The 19,678-nt window shown below is 53.9% G+C and carries 22 protein-coding genes; 14 read left to right on the top strand and 8 right to left on the bottom strand.

Annotated features, from left to right (window positions below):
* Window positions 1–54: 54 nt before the first annotated feature.
* The 3 genes from OGY62_RS00765 to yqhD all read right to left on the bottom strand — a co-directional run bounded on the left by OGY62_RS00765 (window position 55) and on the right by yqhD (window position 2,725).
* A complete protein-coding gene (locus OGY62_RS00765) occupies window positions 55–516 on the bottom strand; it encodes an HIT family protein (protein WP_049009960.1) in 462 nt (153 codons plus the stop codon).
* A 114-nt stretch (window positions 517–630) separates the two neighbouring features.
* Window positions 631–1,458, bottom strand: a complete 828-nt coding sequence (gene dkgA, locus OGY62_RS00760) for a 2,5-didehydrogluconate reductase DkgA (RefSeq protein ID WP_230031952.1) — start codon at window positions 1,456–1,458, stop codon at window positions 631–633.
* Between the two features lie 103 nt (window positions 1,459–1,561).
* Window positions 1,562–2,725, bottom strand: a complete 1,164-nt coding sequence (gene yqhD / locus OGY62_RS00755) for an alcohol dehydrogenase (protein ID WP_134769047.1) — start codon at window positions 2,723–2,725, stop codon at window positions 1,562–1,564.
* A 193-nt stretch (window positions 2,726–2,918) separates the two neighbouring features.
* On the opposite strand from yqhD, the gene OGY62_RS00750 reads away from it, so the two are divergent.
* Window positions 2,919–3,818 (top strand): AraC family transcriptional regulator, encoded by a 900-nt coding sequence (locus tag OGY62_RS00750; RefSeq protein WP_137675730.1) that lies wholly within the window; start codon window positions 2,919–2,921, stop codon window positions 3,816–3,818.
* A gap of 47 nt (window positions 3,819–3,865) precedes the next feature.
* Here OGY62_RS00750 and yghB read toward each other — a convergent pair whose 3' ends face one another.
* Both yghB and metC read right to left on the bottom strand, forming a co-directional pair.
* Entirely contained in the window at window positions 3,866–4,525 is a 660-nt protein-coding gene (gene yghB, locus OGY62_RS00745; RefSeq protein ID WP_012135142.1) for a DedA family general envelope maintenance protein YghB, read from the bottom strand.
* Between the two features lie 131 nt (window positions 4,526–4,656).
* Window positions 4,657–5,844: a cystathionine beta-lyase gene (gene metC / locus OGY62_RS00740; RefSeq protein ID WP_024130955.1), complete on the bottom strand. Its 1,188-nt coding sequence runs from the start codon at window positions 5,842–5,844 to the stop codon at window positions 4,657–4,659.
* Between the two features lie 251 nt (window positions 5,845–6,095).
* On the opposite strand from metC, the gene exbB reads away from it, so the two are divergent.
* Window positions 6,096–6,830, top strand: a complete 735-nt coding sequence (gene exbB, locus OGY62_RS00735; protein ID WP_024130953.1) for a tol-pal system-associated acyl-CoA thioesterase — start codon at window positions 6,096–6,098, stop codon at window positions 6,828–6,830.
* 6 nt (window positions 6,831–6,836) lie between these two features.
* A complete protein-coding gene (gene exbD, locus OGY62_RS00730; protein ID WP_012135139.1) occupies window positions 6,837–7,262 on the top strand; it encodes a TonB system transport protein ExbD in 426 nt (141 codons plus the stop codon).
* 122 nt (window positions 7,263–7,384) lie between these two features.
* Here exbD and OGY62_RS00725 read toward each other — a convergent pair whose 3' ends face one another.
* Together OGY62_RS00725 and OGY62_RS00720 are read right to left on the bottom strand one after the other, a co-directional pair.
* Window positions 7,385–7,807, bottom strand: a complete 423-nt coding sequence (locus tag OGY62_RS00725) for a hypothetical protein (protein ID WP_047461188.1) — start codon at window positions 7,805–7,807, stop codon at window positions 7,385–7,387.
* A gap of 1 nt (window position 7,808) precedes the next feature.
* Window positions 7,809–8,213 (bottom strand): hypothetical protein, encoded by a 405-nt coding sequence (locus OGY62_RS00720; protein WP_012135137.1) that lies wholly within the window; start codon window positions 8,211–8,213, stop codon window positions 7,809–7,811.
* Window positions 8,214–8,317: 104 nt separating this feature from the next.
* Here OGY62_RS00720 and OGY62_RS00715 point away from each other — a divergent pair, with 104 nt between their 5' ends.
* Window positions 8,318–8,821 carry an ESA_00282 family adhesion-associated protein gene (locus tag OGY62_RS00715; protein ID WP_012135136.1) on the top strand — a complete coding sequence of 168 codons (504 nt, stop codon included), beginning with the start codon at window positions 8,318–8,320 and terminating at the stop codon, window positions 8,819–8,821.
* A 63-nt stretch (window positions 8,822–8,884) separates the two neighbouring features.
* Here OGY62_RS00715 and OGY62_RS00710 read toward each other — a convergent pair whose 3' ends face one another.
* The gene (locus tag OGY62_RS00710) at window positions 8,885–9,925 is read right to left on the bottom strand and encodes an aldo/keto reductase (protein ID WP_047461193.1); all 1,041 of its coding nucleotides are present in this window, start codon (window positions 9,923–9,925) and stop codon (window positions 8,885–8,887) included.
* A 156-nt stretch (window positions 9,926–10,081) separates the two neighbouring features.
* Here OGY62_RS00710 and yghX point away from each other — a divergent pair, with 156 nt between their 5' ends.
* From yghX to hypA, 10 genes are all read left to right on the top strand, one after another.
* Window positions 10,082–10,969 carry a YghX family hydrolase gene (gene yghX, locus OGY62_RS00705; protein ID WP_286458863.1) on the top strand — a complete coding sequence of 296 codons (888 nt, stop codon included), beginning with the start codon at window positions 10,082–10,084 and terminating at the stop codon, window positions 10,967–10,969.
* A gap of 216 nt (window positions 10,970–11,185) precedes the next feature.
* Window positions 11,186–12,826 carry a methyl-accepting chemotaxis protein gene (locus OGY62_RS00700; RefSeq protein WP_024130951.1) on the top strand — a complete coding sequence of 547 codons (1,641 nt, stop codon included), beginning with the start codon at window positions 11,186–11,188 and terminating at the stop codon, window positions 12,824–12,826.
* A gap of 83 nt (window positions 12,827–12,909) precedes the next feature.
* Window positions 12,910–13,197, top strand: a complete 288-nt coding sequence (locus OGY62_RS00695; RefSeq protein WP_012135131.1) for a DUF2623 family protein — start codon at window positions 12,910–12,912, stop codon at window positions 13,195–13,197.
* Between the two features lie 187 nt (window positions 13,198–13,384).
* On the top strand, window positions 13,385–14,503 hold the full coding sequence (gene hybO / locus OGY62_RS00690) for a hydrogenase 2 small subunit (protein ID WP_012135130.1): 1,119 nt from the start codon (window positions 13,385–13,387) through the stop codon (window positions 14,501–14,503).
* A 2-nt stretch (window positions 14,504–14,505) separates the two neighbouring features.
* Window positions 14,506–15,492 (top strand): hydrogenase 2 operon protein HybA, encoded by a 987-nt coding sequence (gene hybA / locus OGY62_RS00685; protein ID WP_198447679.1) that lies wholly within the window; start codon window positions 14,506–14,508, stop codon window positions 15,490–15,492.
* On the top strand, window positions 15,482–16,660 hold the full coding sequence (gene hybB / locus OGY62_RS00680) for a Ni/Fe-hydrogenase cytochrome b subunit (RefSeq protein WP_012135128.1): 1,179 nt from the start codon (window positions 15,482–15,484) through the stop codon (window positions 16,658–16,660). Before hybA ends, hybB begins: the two co-directional genes overlap by 11 nt.
* Window positions 16,657–18,360 carry a hydrogenase 2 large subunit gene (hybC, locus tag OGY62_RS00675; protein WP_104868184.1) on the top strand — a complete coding sequence of 568 codons (1,704 nt, stop codon included), beginning with the start codon at window positions 16,657–16,659 and terminating at the stop codon, window positions 18,358–18,360. The genes hybB and hybC overlap by 4 nt, the downstream gene beginning before the upstream one ends.
* Window positions 18,360–18,854: a HyaD/HybD family hydrogenase maturation endopeptidase gene (locus OGY62_RS00670; protein ID WP_047461208.1), complete on the top strand. Its 495-nt coding sequence runs from the start codon at window positions 18,360–18,362 to the stop codon at window positions 18,852–18,854. The genes hybC and OGY62_RS00670 overlap by 1 nt, the downstream gene beginning before the upstream one ends.
* Window positions 18,847–19,338, top strand: coding sequence for a hydrogenase-2 assembly chaperone (gene hybE, locus OGY62_RS00665; protein WP_198447678.1), 492 nt, complete (start codon window positions 18,847–18,849; stop codon window positions 19,336–19,338). The genes OGY62_RS00670 and hybE overlap by 8 nt, the downstream gene beginning before the upstream one ends.
* Complete coding sequence (hypA, locus tag OGY62_RS00660; RefSeq protein ID WP_012135124.1) at window positions 19,331–19,672, top strand: hydrogenase maturation nickel metallochaperone HypA; 342 nt, start codon at window positions 19,331–19,333, stop codon at window positions 19,670–19,672. The genes hybE and hypA overlap by 8 nt, the downstream gene beginning before the upstream one ends.
* Window positions 19,673–19,678 lie beyond the last annotated feature (6 nt).

Here is a 19,678-nt window from a genome sequence, read left to right as displayed (position 1 = left end):
CGTTAGCTGTTTGCCGGATAAGGTGCCTGCACCGCTATCCGGCAAACGGACGGATTACGCGTTCGCTTCACGAATTCTGGCGGCCAGCGCTGCCAGTTTTTCGTCATCCGCTCGCTCGTGGTCATGCGATGACAAATAGCCTTCGTACTGTTCAAAGAATTTCGCCTGCCGCGATTCAATAGGCTTCCATTCGTTCAGGTTAGCGGTGCCGTGCATGGGGCTGAGCTTGCTGTGCACATGATCCACGCCAAATCCTTCAAAAAACATTCCCGTACGTCCCACGTCCGGGAAGGCGTTATCCAGCTTTTTCGCCACTTTTTGGGTGGCAAGCATCAGATCGGCCAGCGCCTGCGGCGGCAAGTCGAACGCATAGCTGGGATAATGCTTCTTCGGGATCACCACCGTAAAACCGTCGGTGTTCGGGAAGATGGAGAGGAAGGCCAGATGATGCTCGTCTTCCCAGATCTTATGGCAGGGGGCTTTACCCTCAACGATTTGGCAAAAAATACAGCTCATTCCTTTTCTCCGTTGCTGAGTTCACAATTTGCGTCGCGTACAGACTCAACACTTTCTACCAAACCCGCCTGGTAGTCAAAAAGCCCGACAGAAATGTCGGGCCGGAAAGGAAGGTTAGCCGCCGAACTGATCCGGGTCCGGCCCCAGGCGTTTACCCTGGTCAAGTTTGGCCACTTCGCTTAATTCGTCTTTGTCGAGACGGAAATCCCAGACGTCGAAGTTTTCCGCAATACGTGAAGGGGTGACGGATTTAGGGATCACCACCAGCCCGTTATCCAGATGCCAGCGGATCACAATTTGCGCCGGAGATTTACCGTACTTATCCGCCAGATCGCGAATGATTTTCTGATCGAAAACGCCTGTGCCGCCTTGCGCCAGCGGGCTCCAGGACTCGGTCTGGATCTTGTGCGTCGCATTCCAGGCATGCAGCTGACGCTGTTGCATCAGCGGGTGCAATTCGATCTGGTTGATCACCGGTGTAACGCCGGTTTCATCGATCAGACGCTGGAGGTGGTTTACCTGGAAGTTACACACGCCGATGCTTTTCACCAGCCCCTCTCTTTGCAGTTCAATCATCCCTTCCCAGGCATCAACATAATGGTCGATAGCCGGAACGGGCCAGTGCATCAGATAGAGATCGAGGTGATCCAACTGGAGCTTATCCAGGCTTTCCTGCAAGGCTTCTCGAGGGCGTTTCTGATCGTCATTCCACAGTTTGGTGGTAATAAACAGCTCTTCCCGGTCGATACCGGCATCTTTTAACGCTTTTCCGACGCCTTCTTCATTTTTGTACGCCGCAGCGGTATCAATGGAGCGATATCCCACTTCCAGCGCCTTATGAATGGCGGAAATTGCTTCCTCGTTGCTTGCCTTCCAGACTCCCAGGCCCAGTTGTGGCATTACGTTGCCATCCTGTAGCTTGATAACGGTTGGATTAGCCATGCGTTCCTCCTTTATGCGATCTCACCGGAGCAAACTCCGGTGAGGTTGTGTGACTTAAGTCTGGACGAAATGTCCAAAAACGAAAGCCAGAGGCGAAAAAACCTTAGCGAGCCGCTTCGTAAATCCGACGGCTGACATCCAGCGTAATGTCCTGATGTTCACCCAGATTTGTGCCGCCGTGCGCTTCCAGTTTTGCCAGCAATGCCGGAATGGAACTGCCGTCCAGACCGTAATCAGACAGGCGAGTCGGTACGCCCATTTGCTCAAAGAAGCTGCGGGTGGCGGCGATGGCGGCATCAATACGCGCATCGTCGGAACCGTCGGTGATATTCCAGACTCGCTCTGCGTACTGCAACAGTTTGGCGCGTTTGGTATCGCGTTTTTCATTCCACAGCGCAGGCAGGACGATAGCCAGCGTCTGCGCGTGATCAAGGCCGTGCATCGCCGTCAGCTCATGACCCAGCATATGCGTTGCCCAGTCCTGCGGGACGCCCGCGCCGATCAGACCGTTCAGCGCCTGAGTGGCCGCCCACATTACGTTGGCGCGGACATCGTAGTTTTCCGGCTCTTTCAGCGCTTTCGGGCCTTCTTCGACAAGCGTCAGCAGGATACCTTCGGCGAAGCGATCCTGAATTTTTCCGTCAACCGGGTAAGTGACATACTGCTCAACGGTGTGAACGAATGCATCCACAACGCCGTTAGCAACCTGGCGCGGCGGCAGGGTGTAGGTATAAACCGGATCGAGCACCGCAAACACGGGTTGGACGAACGGCGTCATAAAGGCCAGCTTATCGCCGGTGGTTTTACGGGAAATCACCGCCCCGGAGTTAGATTCTGAACCCGTTGCCGGCAACGTCAGCACCGATCCCATCGGTACGGCGCTTTTCACGTCGTTGCCACGGGTTTCCAGAATGCGCCACGGGTCCACGCCTTCGTCATATTGCGCCGCCGCCGCGATAAATTTAGTGCCATCCAGCACGGAACCGCCGCCGACCGCCAGCAGGAACGTCACTTTCTCATCACGTACAATGTTGACGGCGTTCATCAGCGTTTCATAAGACGGGTTTGGCTCGATGCCGCCAAATTCCAGCACGTCCAGACCTTTCAGCGCGTCATGTACCTGATCCAGTACGCCGGTCTTTTTCACGCTGCCGCCGCCGTAGGTGATCAATACGCGGGCGCCCTGAGGGATTTGATCGCGCAGATCGGCAATCGCGCCTTTACCAAACAGAATGCGGGTTGGGGTATGCAGATTAAAGTTGTTCATTGCTCGTTCCCTTATGTGGGTAAAAAAGTGGGCAGGCGAATGTCTGCCTGATGGTGAACATTGTGGTCGCCAGCCGCCTTCCTCTCAATGCTCATTTCTGCCAATGTCTTGCCCATTTCTCCAGAGTGCTGGAGAAAAAAGATAAATTTGCGCACAATCAAAGCGTCGTAAACCGATGAGAAAAAAGCGCGCCATGAACCGTGAAGCCATCTGCCTGTTGCTGACAGATAAAATTAAGCAGCTGATAAACAATCAAAATAACCTGAATGACTGCCTGCCCGACGTGCGTCTGCTCTACGGCACGGAGCCGGGGCTGCGTACGCCTGTGATGTATCAGCCTGGCATCATATTTCTCTTTTCGGGGCATAAGATCGGTTATATCAATGAACGCGTATTTCAGTACGATGCCAATGAATATCTGCTGCTGACAGTACCTTTACCCTTTGAATGTGAAACTTATGCGACGCCGGAAGTACCGCTCGCGGGGATTCGTCTGAATGTTGATATCCTGCAATTGCAGGAGTTGCTGATGGACATTGGCGAGGACGATCTGTTTCAACCGTCGATGGCGGCAAGCGGGATTAACTCCGCCACGCTGTCGGATGACATTCTTTGTGCGGCGGAACGCCTGTTAGATGTGATGGAAAGGCCGCTGGATGCGCGTATTCTGGGGAAACAGATTATTCGCGAAATTCTGTATCACGTTCTGATGGGGCCGCGTGGCGGCGCGCTGCTGGCGCTGGTCAGCCGCCAGACCCATTTCAGCCTGATTAGCCGGGTGCTGAAGCGGATTGAAACCAAATACACCGAGAACCTGAACGTTGAGCAACTGGCTGCGGAAGCCAACATGAGCGTCTCGGCGTTCCATCATAATTTTAAATCCGTTACCAGTACCTCGCCGTTGCAGTACCTGAAAACCTATCGTCTGCATAAAGCACGGATGATGATCATTCACGACGGGATGAAAGCCAGCGCCGCTGCGATGCGCGTTGGCTACGAGAGCGCGTCGCAGTTCAGTCGGGAGTTCAAACGCTATTTTGGCGTAACGCCGGGGGAGGATGCGGCACGAATGAGAATGATGCAGGGAAGCTAATCATGTGTAAGCCGGATAGGCGTAAGCGCCATCCGGCAATCAGCAAATCAGGCGCTGCAATACTTCTTCTTGATCACGACAAATAATGTGCCGATCAAACCGGCGGCCAGCAGGGCAATCGGCAGGATCATCAAAAACGTCATCACCTGATCTTCATGACGTTTCACGAATGGGATCATGCTGAGCGCGTAGCCGAAACTGGTCACCACGCCGACCCACAGCAGCCCGCTCAGCCAGTTAAAAAACTGAAACCGACGACTGGACAGCCCTGAAATCCCCGCCATTGTGGGCAGCAGGGTGCGCACAAACGCCAGAAAGCGCCCGGCAAGCAGCGCCAGCAGGCCGTGCCGGTCGAACATACAGGTCGCGCGCTGATGGTATTTAACGGGAAGCTGCGCCAGCCAGCCTTTCACCGTTTGCGTATTTCCCAGCCAGCGCCCCTGAATATAGCTCAGCCAGCAGCCGAGACTGGCGGCTGTCGTCAGAATAAGGATCGTGGGGACAAAGTCCATGACACCTTGTGCAACCAGCGCGCCTGCCAGTAAGAGCAGGCTGTCTCCGGGTAAAAAAGAGGCCGGGAGCAGGCCGTTTTCTAAAAATAGCGTGGCAAACATCACAAAGTAGACAACGCTAACAACGTGTGGGTCCGCCAGCGCGGCAAAATCGTGTTGCCAGAGCGCAGCGATAATATCTTGAATGACAGCCATGGACTTTCCTGTGGAACCGCGTTTATGGGGCTATTGTACTCCTGAATTGCCCGGGATGCCTTGATCCCGGACGCAACAAATGCAGACTTTTCTGCCCGGAGTGTCTGCAATTCTGTCCATGACCGGAAACTTTACACAATACGCGTGAATCCTGCGGCTAAATCTGCAATCAGATCGTCAACATTCTCTAAACCGATGTGCAAACGGATCAGCGTGCCGGTGAAATCAACGTCGCCTTCGGGACGAATGGCGGCGATATGTTCCGGCTGGTTAGGCAGAATTAAGGATTCAAAGCCGCCCCAGGAGTAAGCCATGCTGAACAAGCTGAAATTATCCAGATAAGCGGAAAGCGCCTCATTACTCAGCCTTTTATTCAGCACAAACGAGAACAACCCGCTGCTGCCCGTGAAATCGCGCTTCCAGAATTCGTGGCCTTTGCTGCCAGGAAGGGCGGGATGATTAACGCGGGCGACCTGAGGGTGATTCGCCAGCCACTCGGCGACTTTCAGGCTGCTTTCATGATGCTGGCGTAAGCGCACGCCCAGCGTACGTAGCCCACGGCTGGTCATATAAGCGGTATCTGCGTCCAGCATTTGCCCCATCAGATAGGCGTTTTCGCGTAATTGCTCCCAACAACGCGCATTAGACACGGCGGTGCCGACCATCGCATCCGAGTGACCAATCAGGTATTTCGTTCCTGCCTGGATGGAGATATCGATCCCGAAATCCAGCGCCTTAAACAGCACGCCCGCCGCCCAGGTGTTATCAATCATAATGACAGCGTCTGGCGCAACGCGTCTTACCGCGCCGACAATCGCCGGGATGTCATGCACTTCCATCGTGATGGAGCCAGGAGATTCGAGAAACACTACTTTCGTATTGGGCTGAATATGCTTCACGATATCCGCGCCGACCAGCGGATCAAACCAGCCGGTCGTCACGCCGAGTCTGGCGAGAACTTTGGTGCAAAAATCCTGACTGGGTTCATAAGCGGTGTTGGTCATCAGGACGTGATCGCCCTGTTCCACAAAGGCCAGAATCGTGTTGGCGACAGCCGCCGCGCCGCAGGGGAAGAGTGCGCATCCGGCGCCGCCTTCCAGTTCGCACATGGCTTCCTGTAGCGAAAAATGGGTTAGCGTTCCGCGACGGCCATAGAAAAGCTCGCCATTGGCGCGGTTGCGGGTGGCGTGCTTTTTGGCTTCTACGGTGTCAAATACCAGCGAGGAGGCGCGCTGAATGACGCTGTTCACCGATCCCAGCGTATATTTTTTGCTGCGTCCTGCGCTCACCAGTTTGGTTTCAAGATGTTTTTCTGCCATGTTGGAGTACCCATTTTTATACGTCTGGATGTCTAAACTATCATGAATGATGAGTGACGCATCCTGAAGAATCGGCATAAAGCAGAAAATTTTCTCAAAATGACATCTGGTGACTTTTTTACTGCGTAAGCGCAAGGAAAAGAAACCAAAGGTGCGGCACTATGTAAATAGTAATGAGAACGACTATCAATTCGACGTCGTTTTGATATTATTACGCTCAGAATTTGTGATTTGCGTCCTGGAGATACAGAGTGGGTAATAATTTGATGCAGACGGATCTCTCCGTCTGGGGTATGTATCAGCACGCCGACATCGTGGTTAAGTGCGTGATGATTGGTCTGATTCTGGCGTCAGTAGTCACCTGGGCTATCTTCTTCAGTAAGAGTCTTGAGTTCTTTACGCAGAAGCGTCGGCTCAAGCGTGAACAACAGCAGCTGGCTGAAGCGCGTTCTTTAGACCAGGCCAGCAATATTGCCTCCGCATTCGCGGCAAAAAGTTTAAGCTCACAGTTGCTCTATGAAGCGCAGAACGAGCTGGAACTGTCGGAAGGCAGTGAAGACAACGAAGGTATTAAAGAGCGTACCGGGTTCCGCCTGGAGCGTCGCGTAGCGGCGGTTGGCCGTCATATGGGACGCGGTAATGGCTACCTGGCGACCATCGGCGCCATCTCTCCGTTTGTCGGTCTGTTTGGTACGGTATGGGGCATCATGAACAGCTTCATCGGCATCGCGCAAACCCAGACCACCAACCTCGCGGTTGTCGCGCCGGGTATCGCGGAAGCGTTGCTGGCTACGGCGATCGGCCTGGTCGCGGCAATTCCTGCGGTCGTGATTTACAACATTTTCGCACGTCAGATCGGCAGCTACAAAGCGACGCTGGGCGACGTGGCGGCACAGATTCTGCTACTGCAAAGCCGCGATCTGGATCTGAACGCGAGCGCTTCCGCTCAGCCGGTACGTACCGCGCAGAAATTACGTGTAGGATAATGTTCCATGGCAATGCGTCTTAATGAAAATCTGGACGATAACGGTGAAATGCATGAAATCAACGTGACGCCGTTTATCGACGTCATGCTGGTTCTGCTGATTATCTTTATGGTGGCCGCGCCGCTGGCAACGGTGGACGTGAAGGTGAATCTTCCTGCGTCCACCAGCACCCCGCAGCCGCGCCCGGAAAAACCGGTTTATCTGTCCGTGAAGGCCGACAACAGCATGTTTATCGGCAACGATCAGGTAACGGATGAAACCATGATCGGCGAGCTGAACGCGTTAACCGAAGGGAAGAAAGACACGACGATCTTCTTCCGTGCGGATAAAACCGTTGATTATGAAACAATGATGAAAGTGATGGATACGCTGCACCAGGCGGGTTACCTGAAAATTGGTCTCGTGGGTGAAGAGGTCGCGAAAGCGAAGTAATCGTTGTTGCTGATGGGCAGACAGACAGGCCGGGTAGGGCGCAAGCCGTACCCGGCTTTTTTATTGCCTGATGGCGCTGCGCTTACCAGGCCTGCATGATGTGGTATCGCTGACTCGCCAGATTACTTCGTCGTGGGAAAACGTTTTTCATTCAGCGCGACGGTGGTGATATTGGTCGTTCGGTAATCGCCATCGGATAGCTTACGCGTCAGGCGCAGGGTCGCCGTTTCTCGCGCCAGTAAGTGCTGATATGTGCTCTCCAGGCGCGCCATGATTTTGTCCCGCATCTCGGGATGTTGCTCAATAATCGTATTGATAACCGAACCGTAGATCTCTTCTTTGACCTGGAGCGCATAGATTTCACGGCGATTTTGCCATTTCAGCCGCACTAACGCGGCGGGAATCGACACGATCTCCTGCGCCACCTGTTCGAGGGTCGCGTTTTTATTGGCAATAAGCGCTTTAAGATTTTGCTTTAAGATAAATTCATCGCTTTTATTATTATCTAAAGCTAAATAAACATTATTATCTTCAACGTCTTTCATATTATTTCTCTTCCAGAGAATAAAAAACGGGAGAGTTTTTCTCTCTGGTTATGAGATTAAGCCAAATTTCATTGCCGTGATCGTTTATTTTTGTTGTGGCATCTGCCAGAATTTTACTTAATGCCTGAGCATCAACATCGCCTTCCGCCTGTAGGCTATTAATAAGACGAGCAAACGTCTCAATTTTAGCTACGCGATAAAGCCGGTCTTTTAAATGACGGTCACGTTCTTCAAGTAACATGTTTTTAGATTGACCAGTCGGTGTGGCGCTAATTAAAATATCTGGCTCGTAATCGCTCAGCGTTTTCTTTCCCTGAGTCAAATTTTCACTATTTTCTACGGTCTCAGCATCGCCTGGCGAGGCAGATAAATGAAAACGAGTCGGCACAAGATGCTCGGGAAGCATGTTGGAATGTCCTTTACTATCAATAGTATATTGTTTTTTATAAGGCAGGTCTCGTTGACAATAGCATGGTGTAATTTTAAAATCAAAAAAAATGGAGTCGGCATATGAACAGCATTTTTTATTCTATTATCACTCTGCTATTACTCACTGGCGGCGTGCTTTTCTTGATGCACGAATTTAATAAACAGCGCTCTGCTGAGGCGTCTAATCCAGTAAATCAAGCGGAACCCTTGTCCAAAGAGGAGGGCGAAGATCATTTTTCGTCGCTCATGAATACTATTACACCGGTATGGTACTGGCGAGTCAATCACGAATATATTGATTTTCTTCACGCAACGATAAAGCGGATGACGATGGCGGAGCTAAATGGAACGCCGGGGTTATTTGATGCGCAGCGCCGTTGCAGCGATCTCAACTCTGCGGTCTATAAATATTATGACAACATTAAAAAGCGTTGTCTGAACGGGGAAAAGGTTCCGCATTCCGATCTGGATGTACTTAACTTGCGGCAATGTTTCCGGGAATTTAGCCTGGAGGCGTATCCCTCCCTGGTTGCTCTGGTGTGGCCTGAATATCAGCGGCCGCTAATCAAACCGGAAGAGGTTTAATAAACGCGCCTGACGTTGGCCGGGTAAGGCGAAACCGCCACCCGGCGCGCGTGCCCGAAAGCGTTATTTATCCGATGAGGCTTGCCAGAGGTTCAGCTCGCCGTCCGCGACATGTTTATCGATTTGCGCTAACTCGTCAGCGCTGAATGTCAGGTTCGACAACGCCTGCACATTTTCTTCCAGTTGCTCTGGTCGACTGGCGCCGATCAGCACCGACGTCACGCGATTATCTTTCAACAGCCAGCTAAGCGCCATCTGCGCCATTGACTGGCCGCGACGTTGCGCCATCTCATTGAGTAAACGCAGGCTGTTCAGATTCGCTTCCGTCAGCATATTCTCCGTCAGACCGCGAACTTTTTTCCCTTCACGCTGCATACGTGAACCTTCCGGGATACCGTTTAGGTATTTTCCGGTTAACAATCCCTGAGCCAGCGGAGTGAACGCAATGCAACCCATGCCGTTGGCCGCCAGCGTATCCAGCAGACCGCTTTTATCCACCCAGCGGTTGAGCAGGTTGTAGGAAGGCTGATGAATCAGCAGCGGGATTTTCCATTCGCGCAGCAGTTCCGCCATTCGTTGAGTTCGCTCAGGCGAATAGGAGGAGATGCCGACGTAAAGCGCCTTACCGCTTTGTACCGCCTGCGCCAGCGCGGATGCGGTCTCTTCCATCGGCGTGTTTTCATCGACACGGTGGGAATAGAAGATATCGACATAGTCCAGCCCCATCCGCTTCAGGCTCTGATCGAGGCTGGCGAGCAGGTACTTACGCGACCCGCCGGAGCCGTATGGCCCAGGCCACATGTCATAACCCGCTTTGGTGGAAACGATCAGCTCATCGCGATACGGCGCAAAATCTTCCCGCAGCAAACGGCCAAAGTTCTCTTCTGCGCTTCCCGGCGGCGGGCCGTAGTTATTGGCTAAATCAAAATGGGTGATGCCTGAATCAAAGGCTTTACGCAGCAGCGCACGCTGTGAATCCAGCGCCTGAACGTGGCCGAAACTGTGCCACAAACCCAGCGATAGCGCGGGTAAACGCAAACCGCTTTTACCGCAGTAGCGATAAAGCATCTGCTCATAACGTTCGGGGTTGGCTAACCAGGCCATGTCATCTCCTTAGAGAAAGTGAATTTCAAAACAACGTTTCTATTCTAGCGGCTCAGCGGGGTTTATCCCGTTCGTCAGGTCACATTGATGCGAAAAATTGGGCAAAAACACGTCGTTATGCTTTGCTTAAAAAAACATCAACTCAGGAGTGAAACTATGCCGCGTCTGACTGCCAAAGACTTTCCGCAGGAGTTGCTCGATTACTATGACTACTATGCACATGGAAAAATCTCTAAACGCGAGTTTCTTAACCTCGCGGCAAAGTATGCCGTCGGCGGCGTGACCGCGCTTGCGCTGTTTAATCTCATGAAGCCGAATTACGCGCTGGCGGTGCAGGTGGAATTTACCGACCCGGACATTTTGCCGAAATACATTACGTATCCGTCACCGAACGGGCATGGCGAGGTGCGCGGCTATCTGGTTAAACCGGCGAAGGCGACGGGTAAAACGCCTGCGGTCGTGGTCGTACACGAGAACAGGGGGCTGAATCCCTATATTGAGGATGTCGCACGACGCGTGGCGAAAGCGGGTTATATTGCGCTGGCGCCTGATGGATTAAGCTCAGTAGGCGGATACCCCGGTAATGACGATAAGGGGCGGGAATTACAGCAGCAGGTTGATCCCACAAAATTAATGAATGATTTCTTTGCCGCGATTGAGTTTATGCAGCGTCATCCGGCGGCCAGCGGAAAAGTGGCTATTACGGGATTCTGCTATGGCGGCGGCGTATCAAATGCGGCGGCGGTGGCCTATCCAGAACTGGCGTGCGCCGTTCCTTTTTATGGTCGTCAGGCTCCGGCGTCAGATGTACCTAAAATTAATGCGCCTTTATTATTACATTACGCCGAGTTAGATACCTCAATTAATGAAGGCTGGCCTGCCTACGAAACGGCGCTGAAGGCGAATAATAAAGTCTATGAAGCGTATATCTATCCTGGGGTGAATCATGGTTTTCATAATGATTCGACTCCCCGCTATGATAAGGCCGCAGCGGATCTGGCCTGGGCGCGCACTCTGGCCTGGTTTGAGAAATATTTACAATGAAAAACAAACGATTATTTCAGGTGCGGCATATTGCTTTGCGGCATAATAATGCCGTTATGCTTTATAAGCATTCACAGGAATAGCGTGCTGACGATGATTCGTATACTTAGTTAAGTAAAAAAACAATAAAGAAAGTATATATTCTGCATTCTCTGCCGATAACGAGGATAAGTGTCGCCTGATGGCGAATCCCTCAAGTACGGCAAGGAAATTCTTATGCGTTTGCTGCAAAACTTCACTATTCGTATTGTCATGCTGACAATATTGGGGCTCTTCTGTCTTCTTTGGTCGGGCGTTGGTTTATTCAGCGTCCATGCATTATCTAAAGTGGCGGAAGGGAATGATATCGATCGTCATATTGTGCGTCAGATGACGGTGCTAAGTCAGGGGAACGATCAGTATTTTCGTTTTGTCACGCGTTTAAGCCGTGCGATGGACGTTAAAATCGGCGGCGGTACGCCCGATTTTGTACCAGTACAGCAGGCGCTGGATAATATGAGCAAAAAGCTGGAAGAGATGAAAACGCTCTCTCCAGGGCCGATGGACCCGGAGATCGCCGCTGCGGTATTGGCAAACTGGCAGGCGTTGCTTGATAAGGGCGTCGCGCCGCAGATGCAACTGGCGCAGCAGGGTACGCTCACCGAATTTGCAGAACAGGCGAATAATGTCACCCCCGCCCTGAGCCGCGCCTTCGGCGCCAGCGCAGAACGTTTTAACAGCGCGGCCGGCACGATGCTGGACAGCACCCGCGTGATGGTGGACGGCAAAACGTCAATTATCCGCACCCTGATTATCACTGCCGTTATTCTGGGAATTGTTATTCTCTTCTTTACCGACCGTTACCTGGTCACGATGTTAGTGAAACCGCTGGCGCGCATTCGCCAACAGTTCCGCCAGATTGCGCAAGGCGATCTGAGCCAGCCGATTGAAGAGTTTGGCCGTAACTGTGTCGGTCGTCTGGTGCCGTTACTGAGCGCGATGCAGGATAGTCTGCGGGAAGCGGTCAGCTCGATTCGTTCAGGCAGTGACAATATCTGGCGCGGCGCGACAGAGATCTCCAGCGGCAATAACGATCTCTCTTCCCGTACGGAAGAGCAGGCGGCGGCGCTGGAAGAGACCGCTGCAAGCATGGAACAGCTCACCGCGACGGTGAAATTGAATGCGGATAATGCGCGCCAGGCCAGTCAGCTTGCTGATGCCGCTTCCGCGACGGCCGGAAAAGGCGGCACGCTGGTTTCTGAAGTGGTTGAGACGATGGACGGTATTTCAGCCAGCTCCAGACAGATCGCCGAAATTACGAATGTCATCAACAGTATTGCCTTCCAGACCAATATTCTGGCGCTGAACGCCGCCGTTGAAGCCGCCAGAGCCGGTGAACAAGGGCGTGGGTTTGCGGTCGTCGCCGGTGAAGTGCGTAATCTTGCCAGCCGTAGCGCCGGGGCCGCCAAAGAGATTGAAACGCTGATCGCTGAATCCGTGCGTCGCGTCGAGCAGGGCGCGCAGCTGGTGCAGGAGACGGGCGCGACAATGGAGGCCATTCTGCGCGGAGTAACTGAAGTCACCACCATCATGAAGCAGATCGCCGCCGCTTCTGAGGAACAAAGCAAAGGGATCTCCCAGGTTGGCGTGGCGATAACCCAGATGGACAGCGTGACCCAACAAAACGCCGCGCTGGTGGAGCAAGTTTCTGCGGCAGCGGCGGCGCTGGAACGGCAAACGGAAGAGCTGCAACGCTCTGTGCAACAGTTCCGCCTTTCTCATAATGACGCGCAAATCAGCCCGGCGAAAACGGTCTCTCCAGCCAGTCCGCGCGGGGCGTCTGCCGCGAAGTCAGGCGATGAATGGGTCGCCTTCTGATCCGGTAAAAAAAAGTATGTGATACCTCTGGCGTTCGCTTAAAAAATCGCTATATAATTTGTTATATAGCGATTGGAGGTATCATGGACAATCATTTTGGTAAGGGCCTGATGGCCGGATTAAACGCAACGTGTGCCGATAGCGCGCGTAACGTGGCGGGTTTTTGTTCTGATTATAAGCGCGGATTCGTATTAGGATTTTCGCATCGCATGTTTGAAAAAACCGGCGATCGACAATTAAGCGCCTGGGAAGCGGGGATTCTGACGCGCCGTTATGGCCTGGACAAAGATATGGTGATGGACTTCTTTCGGGAGAATCAATCGAATACGACTATCCGGTTCTTTATGGCGGGTTATCGTCTCGAAAATTGATCCGAAGGGGGTATTACCCCGGTTTAATTAATTACACTATTGTCTTACTCCTTCGTTTTGTTGTTCCGTCAAAGTATCATGGTTCAATAACCATAAAGAAAGTGTGGTAAATGGCGCGCCGATCGCAATAAGTTATTTGTGAACGGTGCAAAATAGAGCCAGGTCTTTGCAACGGAATAACAATAAAATGACTGGAGATAATACTCTCATCACTTCTCACGGCGTTAATCGTCGTGATTTCATGAAGCTTTGTGCAGCACTGGCCGCAACCATGGGGCTCAGTAGCAAAGCCGCCGCAGAAATGGCCGAATCGGTTTCCCGTCCGCAGCGCCCGCCCGTCGTCTGGATCGGCGCTCAGGAATGTACGGGATGTACCGAATCGCTCCTTCGCGCGACCCACCCAACGGTAGAAAACCTCGTTCTGGAAACGATCTCTCTGGAGTACCACGAGGTCCTCTCCGCCGCCTTCGGCCATCAGGTTGAAGAGAACAAGCATAACGCTCTGGAGAAGTATAAAGGGCAGTATGTGTTGGTTGTCGATGGTTCCATCCCATTAAAAGATAACGGTATTTACTGCATGGTTGCCGGCGAGCCGATTGTGGATCACATCCGCAAGGCGGCGGAAGGCGCAGCGGCGATTATCGCGATCGGCTCCTGTTCCGCGTGGGGCGGCGTCGCTGCCGCTGGCGTGAACCCGACCGGCGCCGTCGGGTTGCAGGAAGTCCTGCCGGGCAAAACCGTTATCAATATCCCGGGCTGCCCGCCGAACCCGCATAACTTCCTGGCAACGGTTGCCCACATCATCACTTACGGTAAACCGCCGAAGCTGGATGCCAAAAACCGTCCAACCTTCGCTTATGGCCGTCTGATTCACGAACACTGCGAACGCCGCCCGCATTTTGACGCCGGTCGCTTCGCCAAAGAGTTCGGCGATGAAGGCCACCGTGAAGGCTGGTGCCTCTACCATCTGGGCTGTAAAGGGCCTGAAACCTACGGCAACTGTTCGACGTTGCAGTTCTGCGATGTCGGCGGCGTATGGCCGGTGGCGATTGGGCACCCCTGCTACGGCTGTAACGAGGAAGGCGTTGGCTTTCATAAAGGCATCCACCAACTTGCCCATGTGGAAAATCAAACCCCGCGTTCCGAGAAGCCGGATGTCAACCTGAAAGAGGGTGGCCACATTTCCGCAGGCGCCGTCGGGCTGCTTGGCGGCGTGGTTGGGCTGGTTGCCGGTGTCAGTGTGATGGCGGTACGTGAACTGGGGCGTCAGCAGAAGAAAGATAACGCTGACTCACGGGGAGAATAACCGTGAACAGACGTAACTTTATTAAAGCAGCCTCTGGCGGGGCATTGCTGCTGGGCGCGTCGCCGTCCATCAGCCATGCGGCTGCGGAAAACCGTCCGCCCATCCCGGGTTCCCTGGGGATGCTGTATGACTCGACGCTGTGCGTGGGCTGTCAGGCGTGTGTGACCAAATGCCAGGATATCAACTTCCCGGCGCGTAACCCGGAAGGAGCGCAAACCTGGTCGAATAACGACAAGCTGTCGCCTTACACCAATAACATCATTCAGGTGTGGCATAGCGGAAGTGGCGTCAATAAAGATCAGACAGAGAACGGCTACGCGTACATTAAGAAACAGTGTATGCATTGCGTTGACCCTAACTGCGTCTCCGTTTGCCCGGTATCCGCGCTGAAGAAAGACCCGAAAACCGGCATCGTTCATTACAACAAAGACGTCTGTACCGGCTGTCGCTACTGCATGGTCGCCTGCCCGTACAACGTGCCGAAATACGACTACAACAACCCGTTTGGCGCGCTGCACAAGTGTGAACTGTGCAACCAGAAGGGCATTGAACGCCTGGACAAAGGCGGTCTGCCGGGGTGCGTTGAGGTATGTCCGGCGGGCGCGGTGATTTTTGGTACGCGAGAAGAGCTGATGGCGGAGGCGCAAAAACGCCTGGCGCTGAAGCCTGGCAGCGAATACCACTATCCGCGCCAGACGTTGCAGACTGGCGATACGTATCTGCATACCGTACCGAAGTATTACCCGCATCTGTACGGTGAAAAAGAGGGCGGCGGCACGCAGGTGCTGGTGCTGACCGGCGTTCCTTACCAGAATCTGGATCTCCCTCAACTGGCCGATCTGTCAACTGGCGCGCGTTCTGAACACATTCAACACACCCTGTATAAAGGCATGATGCTGCCACTGGCTGTGCTGGCGGGCTTAACCGTGATGGTTCGTCGTAACACGAAAAACGAGCATCACGACGGAGGAGACGATCATGAGTCATGATCCTAAACCGCTGGGCGGGAAAATAATCAGTAAACCGATCATCATCTTCGGGCCGCTTGTCGTCCTGTGCATGCTTCTCATTGTGAAACGTCTGGTCTTCGGGCTGGGATCGGTCTCCGATCTGAACGGCGGCTTCCCCTGGGGCGTGTGGATCGCTTTTGACCTGCTGATCGGCACCGGCTTCGCGTGCGGCGGTTGGGCGCTGGCGTGGGCGGTGTATGTCTTCAACCGGGGGCAATACCATCCACTGGTGCGCCCGGCGCTGCTGGCAAGCCTGTTCGGTTACTCTTTGGGCGGGCTGTCGATCACCATTGACGTTGGCCGTTACTGGAACCTGCCGTATTTCTACATCCCAGGGCACTTCAATGTGAACTCGGTGCTGTTTGAAACGGCGGTCTGTATGACCATCTACATCGGCGTGATGGCGCTGGAGTTTGCCCCCGCGTTGTTTGAACGCCTGGGCTGGAAAGTCTCGCTTAAGCGTCTGAACAAAGTGATGTTCTTTGTTATCGCTCTCGGGGCGTTGCTGCCGACCATGCACCAGTCGTCAATGGGATCGTTGATGATTGCCGCCGGTATTAAAGTACATCCGCTGTGGCAGAGCTATGAAATGCTACCGTTGTTCTCATTGTTCACCGCTTTCATCATGGGTTTCTCCATTGTTATTTTTGAAGGCTCTCTGGTGCAGAGCGGCTTAAAAGGCAACGGCCCGGATGAGAAAAGTTTGTTTATCAAGCTGACCGGTACTATCAGCGTTTTCATCGCGCTGTTCCTCGTGTGCCGTTTTGGTGAACTGATTTACCGCGACAAGCTCTCTTATGCGTTTGCCGGTGACTACTACTCCTTGCTGTTCTGGGTTGAAGTCCTGCTGATGGTCTTCCCGCTGGTGGTGCTCCGTCTGCCGAAACTGCGCGGCGACTCGCGGATGTTGTATCTGTCCGCCCTCAGTATGCTGCTGGGCTGCGCAACGTGGCGTATGTCCTACTCGCTGGTGGCGTTCAATCCCGGCGGCGGCTACCACTACTTCCCCACCTGGGAAGAACTGCTGATTTCTATTGGTTTTGTGGCTATTGAGATTTGTGCATACATCTTACTCATTCGTCTACTGCCGATACTTCCTCCATTAAAACAAAACGATCACAATCGTCATGAGGCGAGCAAAGCATGAGCCAGAGAATTACTATTGATCCGGTAACCCGTATTGAGGGTCATTTACGCATCGACTGCGAAATCGAAAACGGTGTGGTGTCAAAAGCATGGGCATCCGGCACCATGTGGCGCGGCATGGAAGAGATCGTGAAGAATCGCGATCCGCGCGATGCCTGGATGATTGTGCAGCGTATCTGTGGCGTATGCACCACGACCCACGCGATCTCTTCCGTTCGTGCGGCGGAGAGCGCGCTGAAGATTGACGTTCCGGTCAATGCGCAGTACATCCGTAACATCATTCTGGCGGCGCATACTACCCATGACCATATTGTGCACTTCTACCAGCTTTCTGCGCTGGACTGGGTGGATATCACCTCTGCGCTGAAAGCCGATCCGGAGAAAGCGTCGGCGCTGTTGAACGGCGTGTCGAGCTGGCACCTGAATAGCGCGGAAGAGTTCACGAAGGTGCAGAACAAGATCAAAGACCTCGTTGCCAGCGGCCAGTTAGGGATTTTCGCTAACGGCTACTGGGGACACCCGGCGATGAAACTGCCGCCGGAAGTGAACCTGATTGCGGTCGCGCACTATCTGCAAGCGCTGGAATGCCAGCGTGACGCCAACCGCGTGGTGGCGCTGCTGGGCGGTAAAACGCCGCACATCCAGAACCTGGCGGTGGGCGGGGTGGCGAACCCGATCAACCTCGACGGTCTCGGCGTGCTGAACCTTGAACGCCTGATGTACATCAAGTCCTTCATCGACAAGCTAAGCGACTTTGTTGAGCAGGTTTACAAGGTGGATACGGCGGTAATCGCGGCGTTCTATCCAGAATGGCTGGAGCGTGGAAAAGGCGCGGTTAACTACCTGAGCGCGCCGGAATTTCCGACCGACGGTAAAAACGGCAGCTTCCTGTTCCCTGGCGGCTATATCCAGAATGCGGATCTGTCGACGTATCGCCCGATCGCCTCGCATTCCGATGAATACCTGATTAAAGGGATTCAGGAGAGCGCGAAGCACGCCTGGTACAAAGACGAAGCGCCGCAGGAACCGTGGGAAGGGACTACCGTCCCGGAATACACCGGTTGGTCTGATGACGGTAAATACTCGTGGGTTAAGTCCCCGACCTTCTACGGCAAAACCGTTGAAGTGGGGCCGCTGGCCAATATGCTGGTTAAACTGGCGGCGGGACGCGAGTCCACGAAGGCCAAACTGAATGAAATCATCGCGATCTACCAGAAACTGACCGGTAAAACGCTGGAAGTGGCGCAACTGCACTCCACGCTGGGGCGTATCATTGGCCGCACCGTTCACTGCTGCGAATTGCAGGGTATTCTGCAAAACCAGTACAGCGCGCTGATCGCCAATATCGGGAAAGGCGACCACACCACGTTCGTTAAACCGGATATCCCGGCGACGGGTGAGTTTAAAGGGGTGGGCTTCCTTGAGGCGCCGCGCGGTATGCTTTCTCACTGGATGGTCATTAAAGACGGCATTATCAGCAACTACCAGGCGGTGGTTCCGTCCACCTGGAACTCCGGTCCGCGTAACTTTAACGATGAAGTGGGGCCGTACGAGCAGTCGCTGGTGGGGACGCCGATCGCCGATCCAGAAAAACCGCTGGAAGTGGTGCGTACCATTCACTCCTTCGACCCTTGCATGGCGTGCGCGGTGCACGTAGTGGACGCTGACGGGAACGAAGTCGTCTCAGTTAAGGTTCTGTAATGCGGATTTTAGTGTTAGGGGTCGGCAATATTTTGCTGACCGATGAAGCCATCGGGGTGCGTATCGTTGAAGCGTTAGAACAGCGGTACATCCTGCCGGATTTCGTGGAGATCCTTGATGGCGGCACGGCGGGAATGGAGCTTCTCGGCGATATGGCGGACAGAGATCACCTGATCATCGCGGACGCCATTGTGTCGAGAAAGAACACGCCGGGAACCCTTATGATCCTGCGTGATGATGAGGTGCCTGCGCTGTTCACCAACAAAATCTCACCGCATCAGCTTGGCCTGGCCGACGTTCTGTCGGCCCTGCGCTTCACTGGCGAGTTTCCGAAAAAGCTGACGCTGGTCGGCGTGATCCCGGAATCGCTGGAGCCGCATATCGGCCTGACGCCAACGGTTGAAGCGATGATTGAACCTGCTCTGGCGCAGGTTCTTGCCGCGCTGCGCGAGTCAGGCGTTGAGGCTATTCCACGGGAGGCTGCGCATGTCTGAGGAGATTTCAGGGTTCCCGTCCTCTCCGAGAATGCAGGTTCAGGCGGCGTTTGAAGAGATTGCCCGACGCTCAATGCACGATCTCTCGTTTTTGCACCCGAATATGCCGGTGTATGTCTCTGACTTCACCCTGTTTGAAGGGCAGTGGACGGGCAGCGTGATCGCGCCGTGGATGCTGAGCGCGCTGATTTTCCCCGGCCCCGACCAGCTCTGGCCGGTACGCAAAGTCAGTGAAAAACTCGGATTGCGTCTGCCGTATGGCGCAATGACCTTTACCGTTGGCGAACTGGACGGGGTTTCGCAATACCTCTCCTGCTCGCTGATGTCGCCGCTCAACCGCGGTATGTCGGCACAAGAGGGGATGCGTCTGGCGGACGACTGCGCGCGGATGCTGCTGTCGCTGCCGGTCAGCGATCCCGATGCGCCGCAGCTGGCAGGGCGTCGTGCGCTGCTGTTTGGACGCCGGAGCGGCGAGCATGCATGAGCTGTCCCTGTGCCAGAGCGCGGTTGAGATTATCCAGCAGCAGGCGGAACAGCATGGCGTGACGCGAGTCACCGGCGTATGGCTGGAAATTGGCGCGCTCTCGTGCGTTGAAGAGAGCGCCGTGCGCTTCAGCTTTGATATCGTTTGCCAGGGTACGCTCGCGCAGGGGTGTGCGTTGCACATCGACTATAAACCCGCTCAGGCGTGGTGCTGGGATTGCAGCCAGGCGGTTGAAATCACGCAGCATGACGCGCAGTGCCCACACTGTCAGGGCGATCGCCTGCGGGTGGATACCGGCGACTCGCTGAAAGTGAAAAGTATTGAAGTGGAATAACGTCCA

The sequence above is a fragment of the Citrobacter sp. CK198 genome (assembly GCF_030333295.1).
Classification (GTDB): domain Bacteria; phylum Pseudomonadota; class Gammaproteobacteria; order Enterobacterales; family Enterobacteriaceae; genus Citrobacter_B; species Citrobacter_B koseri.
This window is presented reverse-complemented; position numbering and strand designations above follow the sequence as displayed.

Bases quoted from the DNA above. Each gene is read 5' to 3' on its own strand.
- OGY62_RS00765 (WP_049009960.1), bottom strand. From the start codon at position 516: ATGAGCTGTATTTTTTGCCAAATCGTTGAGGGTAAAGCCCCCTGCCAT.
- dkgA (WP_230031952.1), bottom strand. From the start codon at position 1,458: ATGGCTAATCCAACCGTTATCAAGCTACAGGATGGCAACGTAATGCCA.
- yqhD (WP_134769047.1), bottom strand. From the start codon at position 2,725: ATGAACAACTTTAATCTGCATACCCCAACCCGCATTCTGTTTGGTAAA.
- OGY62_RS00750 (WP_137675730.1), top strand. From the start codon at position 2,919: ATGAACCGTGAAGCCATCTGCCTGTTGCTGACAGATAAAATTAAGCAG.
- yghB (WP_012135142.1), bottom strand. From the start codon at position 4,525: ATGGCTGTCATTCAAGATATTATCGCTGCGCTCTGGCAACACGATTTT.
- metC (WP_024130955.1), bottom strand. From the start codon at position 5,844: ATGGCAGAAAAACATCTTGAAACCAAACTGGTGAGCGCAGGACGCAGC.
- exbD (WP_012135139.1), top strand. From the start codon at position 6,837: ATGGCAATGCGTCTTAATGAAAATCTGGACGATAACGGTGAAATGCAT.
- OGY62_RS00725 (WP_047461188.1), bottom strand. From the start codon at position 7,807: ATGAAAGACGTTGAAGATAATAATGTTTATTTAGCTTTAGATAATAAT.
- OGY62_RS00720 (WP_012135137.1), bottom strand. From the start codon at position 8,213: ATGCTTCCCGAGCATCTTGTGCCGACTCGTTTTCATTTATCTGCCTCG.
- OGY62_RS00715 (WP_012135136.1), top strand. From the start codon at position 8,318: ATGAACAGCATTTTTTATTCTATTATCACTCTGCTATTACTCACTGGC.
- OGY62_RS00710 (WP_047461193.1), bottom strand. From the start codon at position 9,925: ATGGCCTGGTTAGCCAACCCCGAACGTTATGAGCAGATGCTTTATCGC.
- yghX (WP_286458863.1), top strand. From the start codon at position 10,082: ATGCCGCGTCTGACTGCCAAAGACTTTCCGCAGGAGTTGCTCGATTAC.
- OGY62_RS00700 (WP_024130951.1), top strand. From the start codon at position 11,186: ATGCGTTTGCTGCAAAACTTCACTATTCGTATTGTCATGCTGACAATA.
- OGY62_RS00695 (WP_012135131.1), top strand. From the start codon at position 12,910: ATGGACAATCATTTTGGTAAGGGCCTGATGGCCGGATTAAACGCAACG.
- hybO (WP_012135130.1), top strand. From the start codon at position 13,385: ATGACTGGAGATAATACTCTCATCACTTCTCACGGCGTTAATCGTCGT.
- hybB (WP_012135128.1), top strand. From the start codon at position 15,482: ATGAGTCATGATCCTAAACCGCTGGGCGGGAAAATAATCAGTAAACCG.
- hybC (WP_104868184.1), top strand. From the start codon at position 16,657: ATGAGCCAGAGAATTACTATTGATCCGGTAACCCGTATTGAGGGTCAT.
- OGY62_RS00670 (WP_047461208.1), top strand. From the start codon at position 18,360: ATGCGGATTTTAGTGTTAGGGGTCGGCAATATTTTGCTGACCGATGAA.
- hybE (WP_198447678.1), top strand. From the start codon at position 18,847: ATGTCTGAGGAGATTTCAGGGTTCCCGTCCTCTCCGAGAATGCAGGTT.
- hypA (WP_012135124.1), top strand. From the start codon at position 19,331: ATGCATGAGCTGTCCCTGTGCCAGAGCGCGGTTGAGATTATCCAGCAG.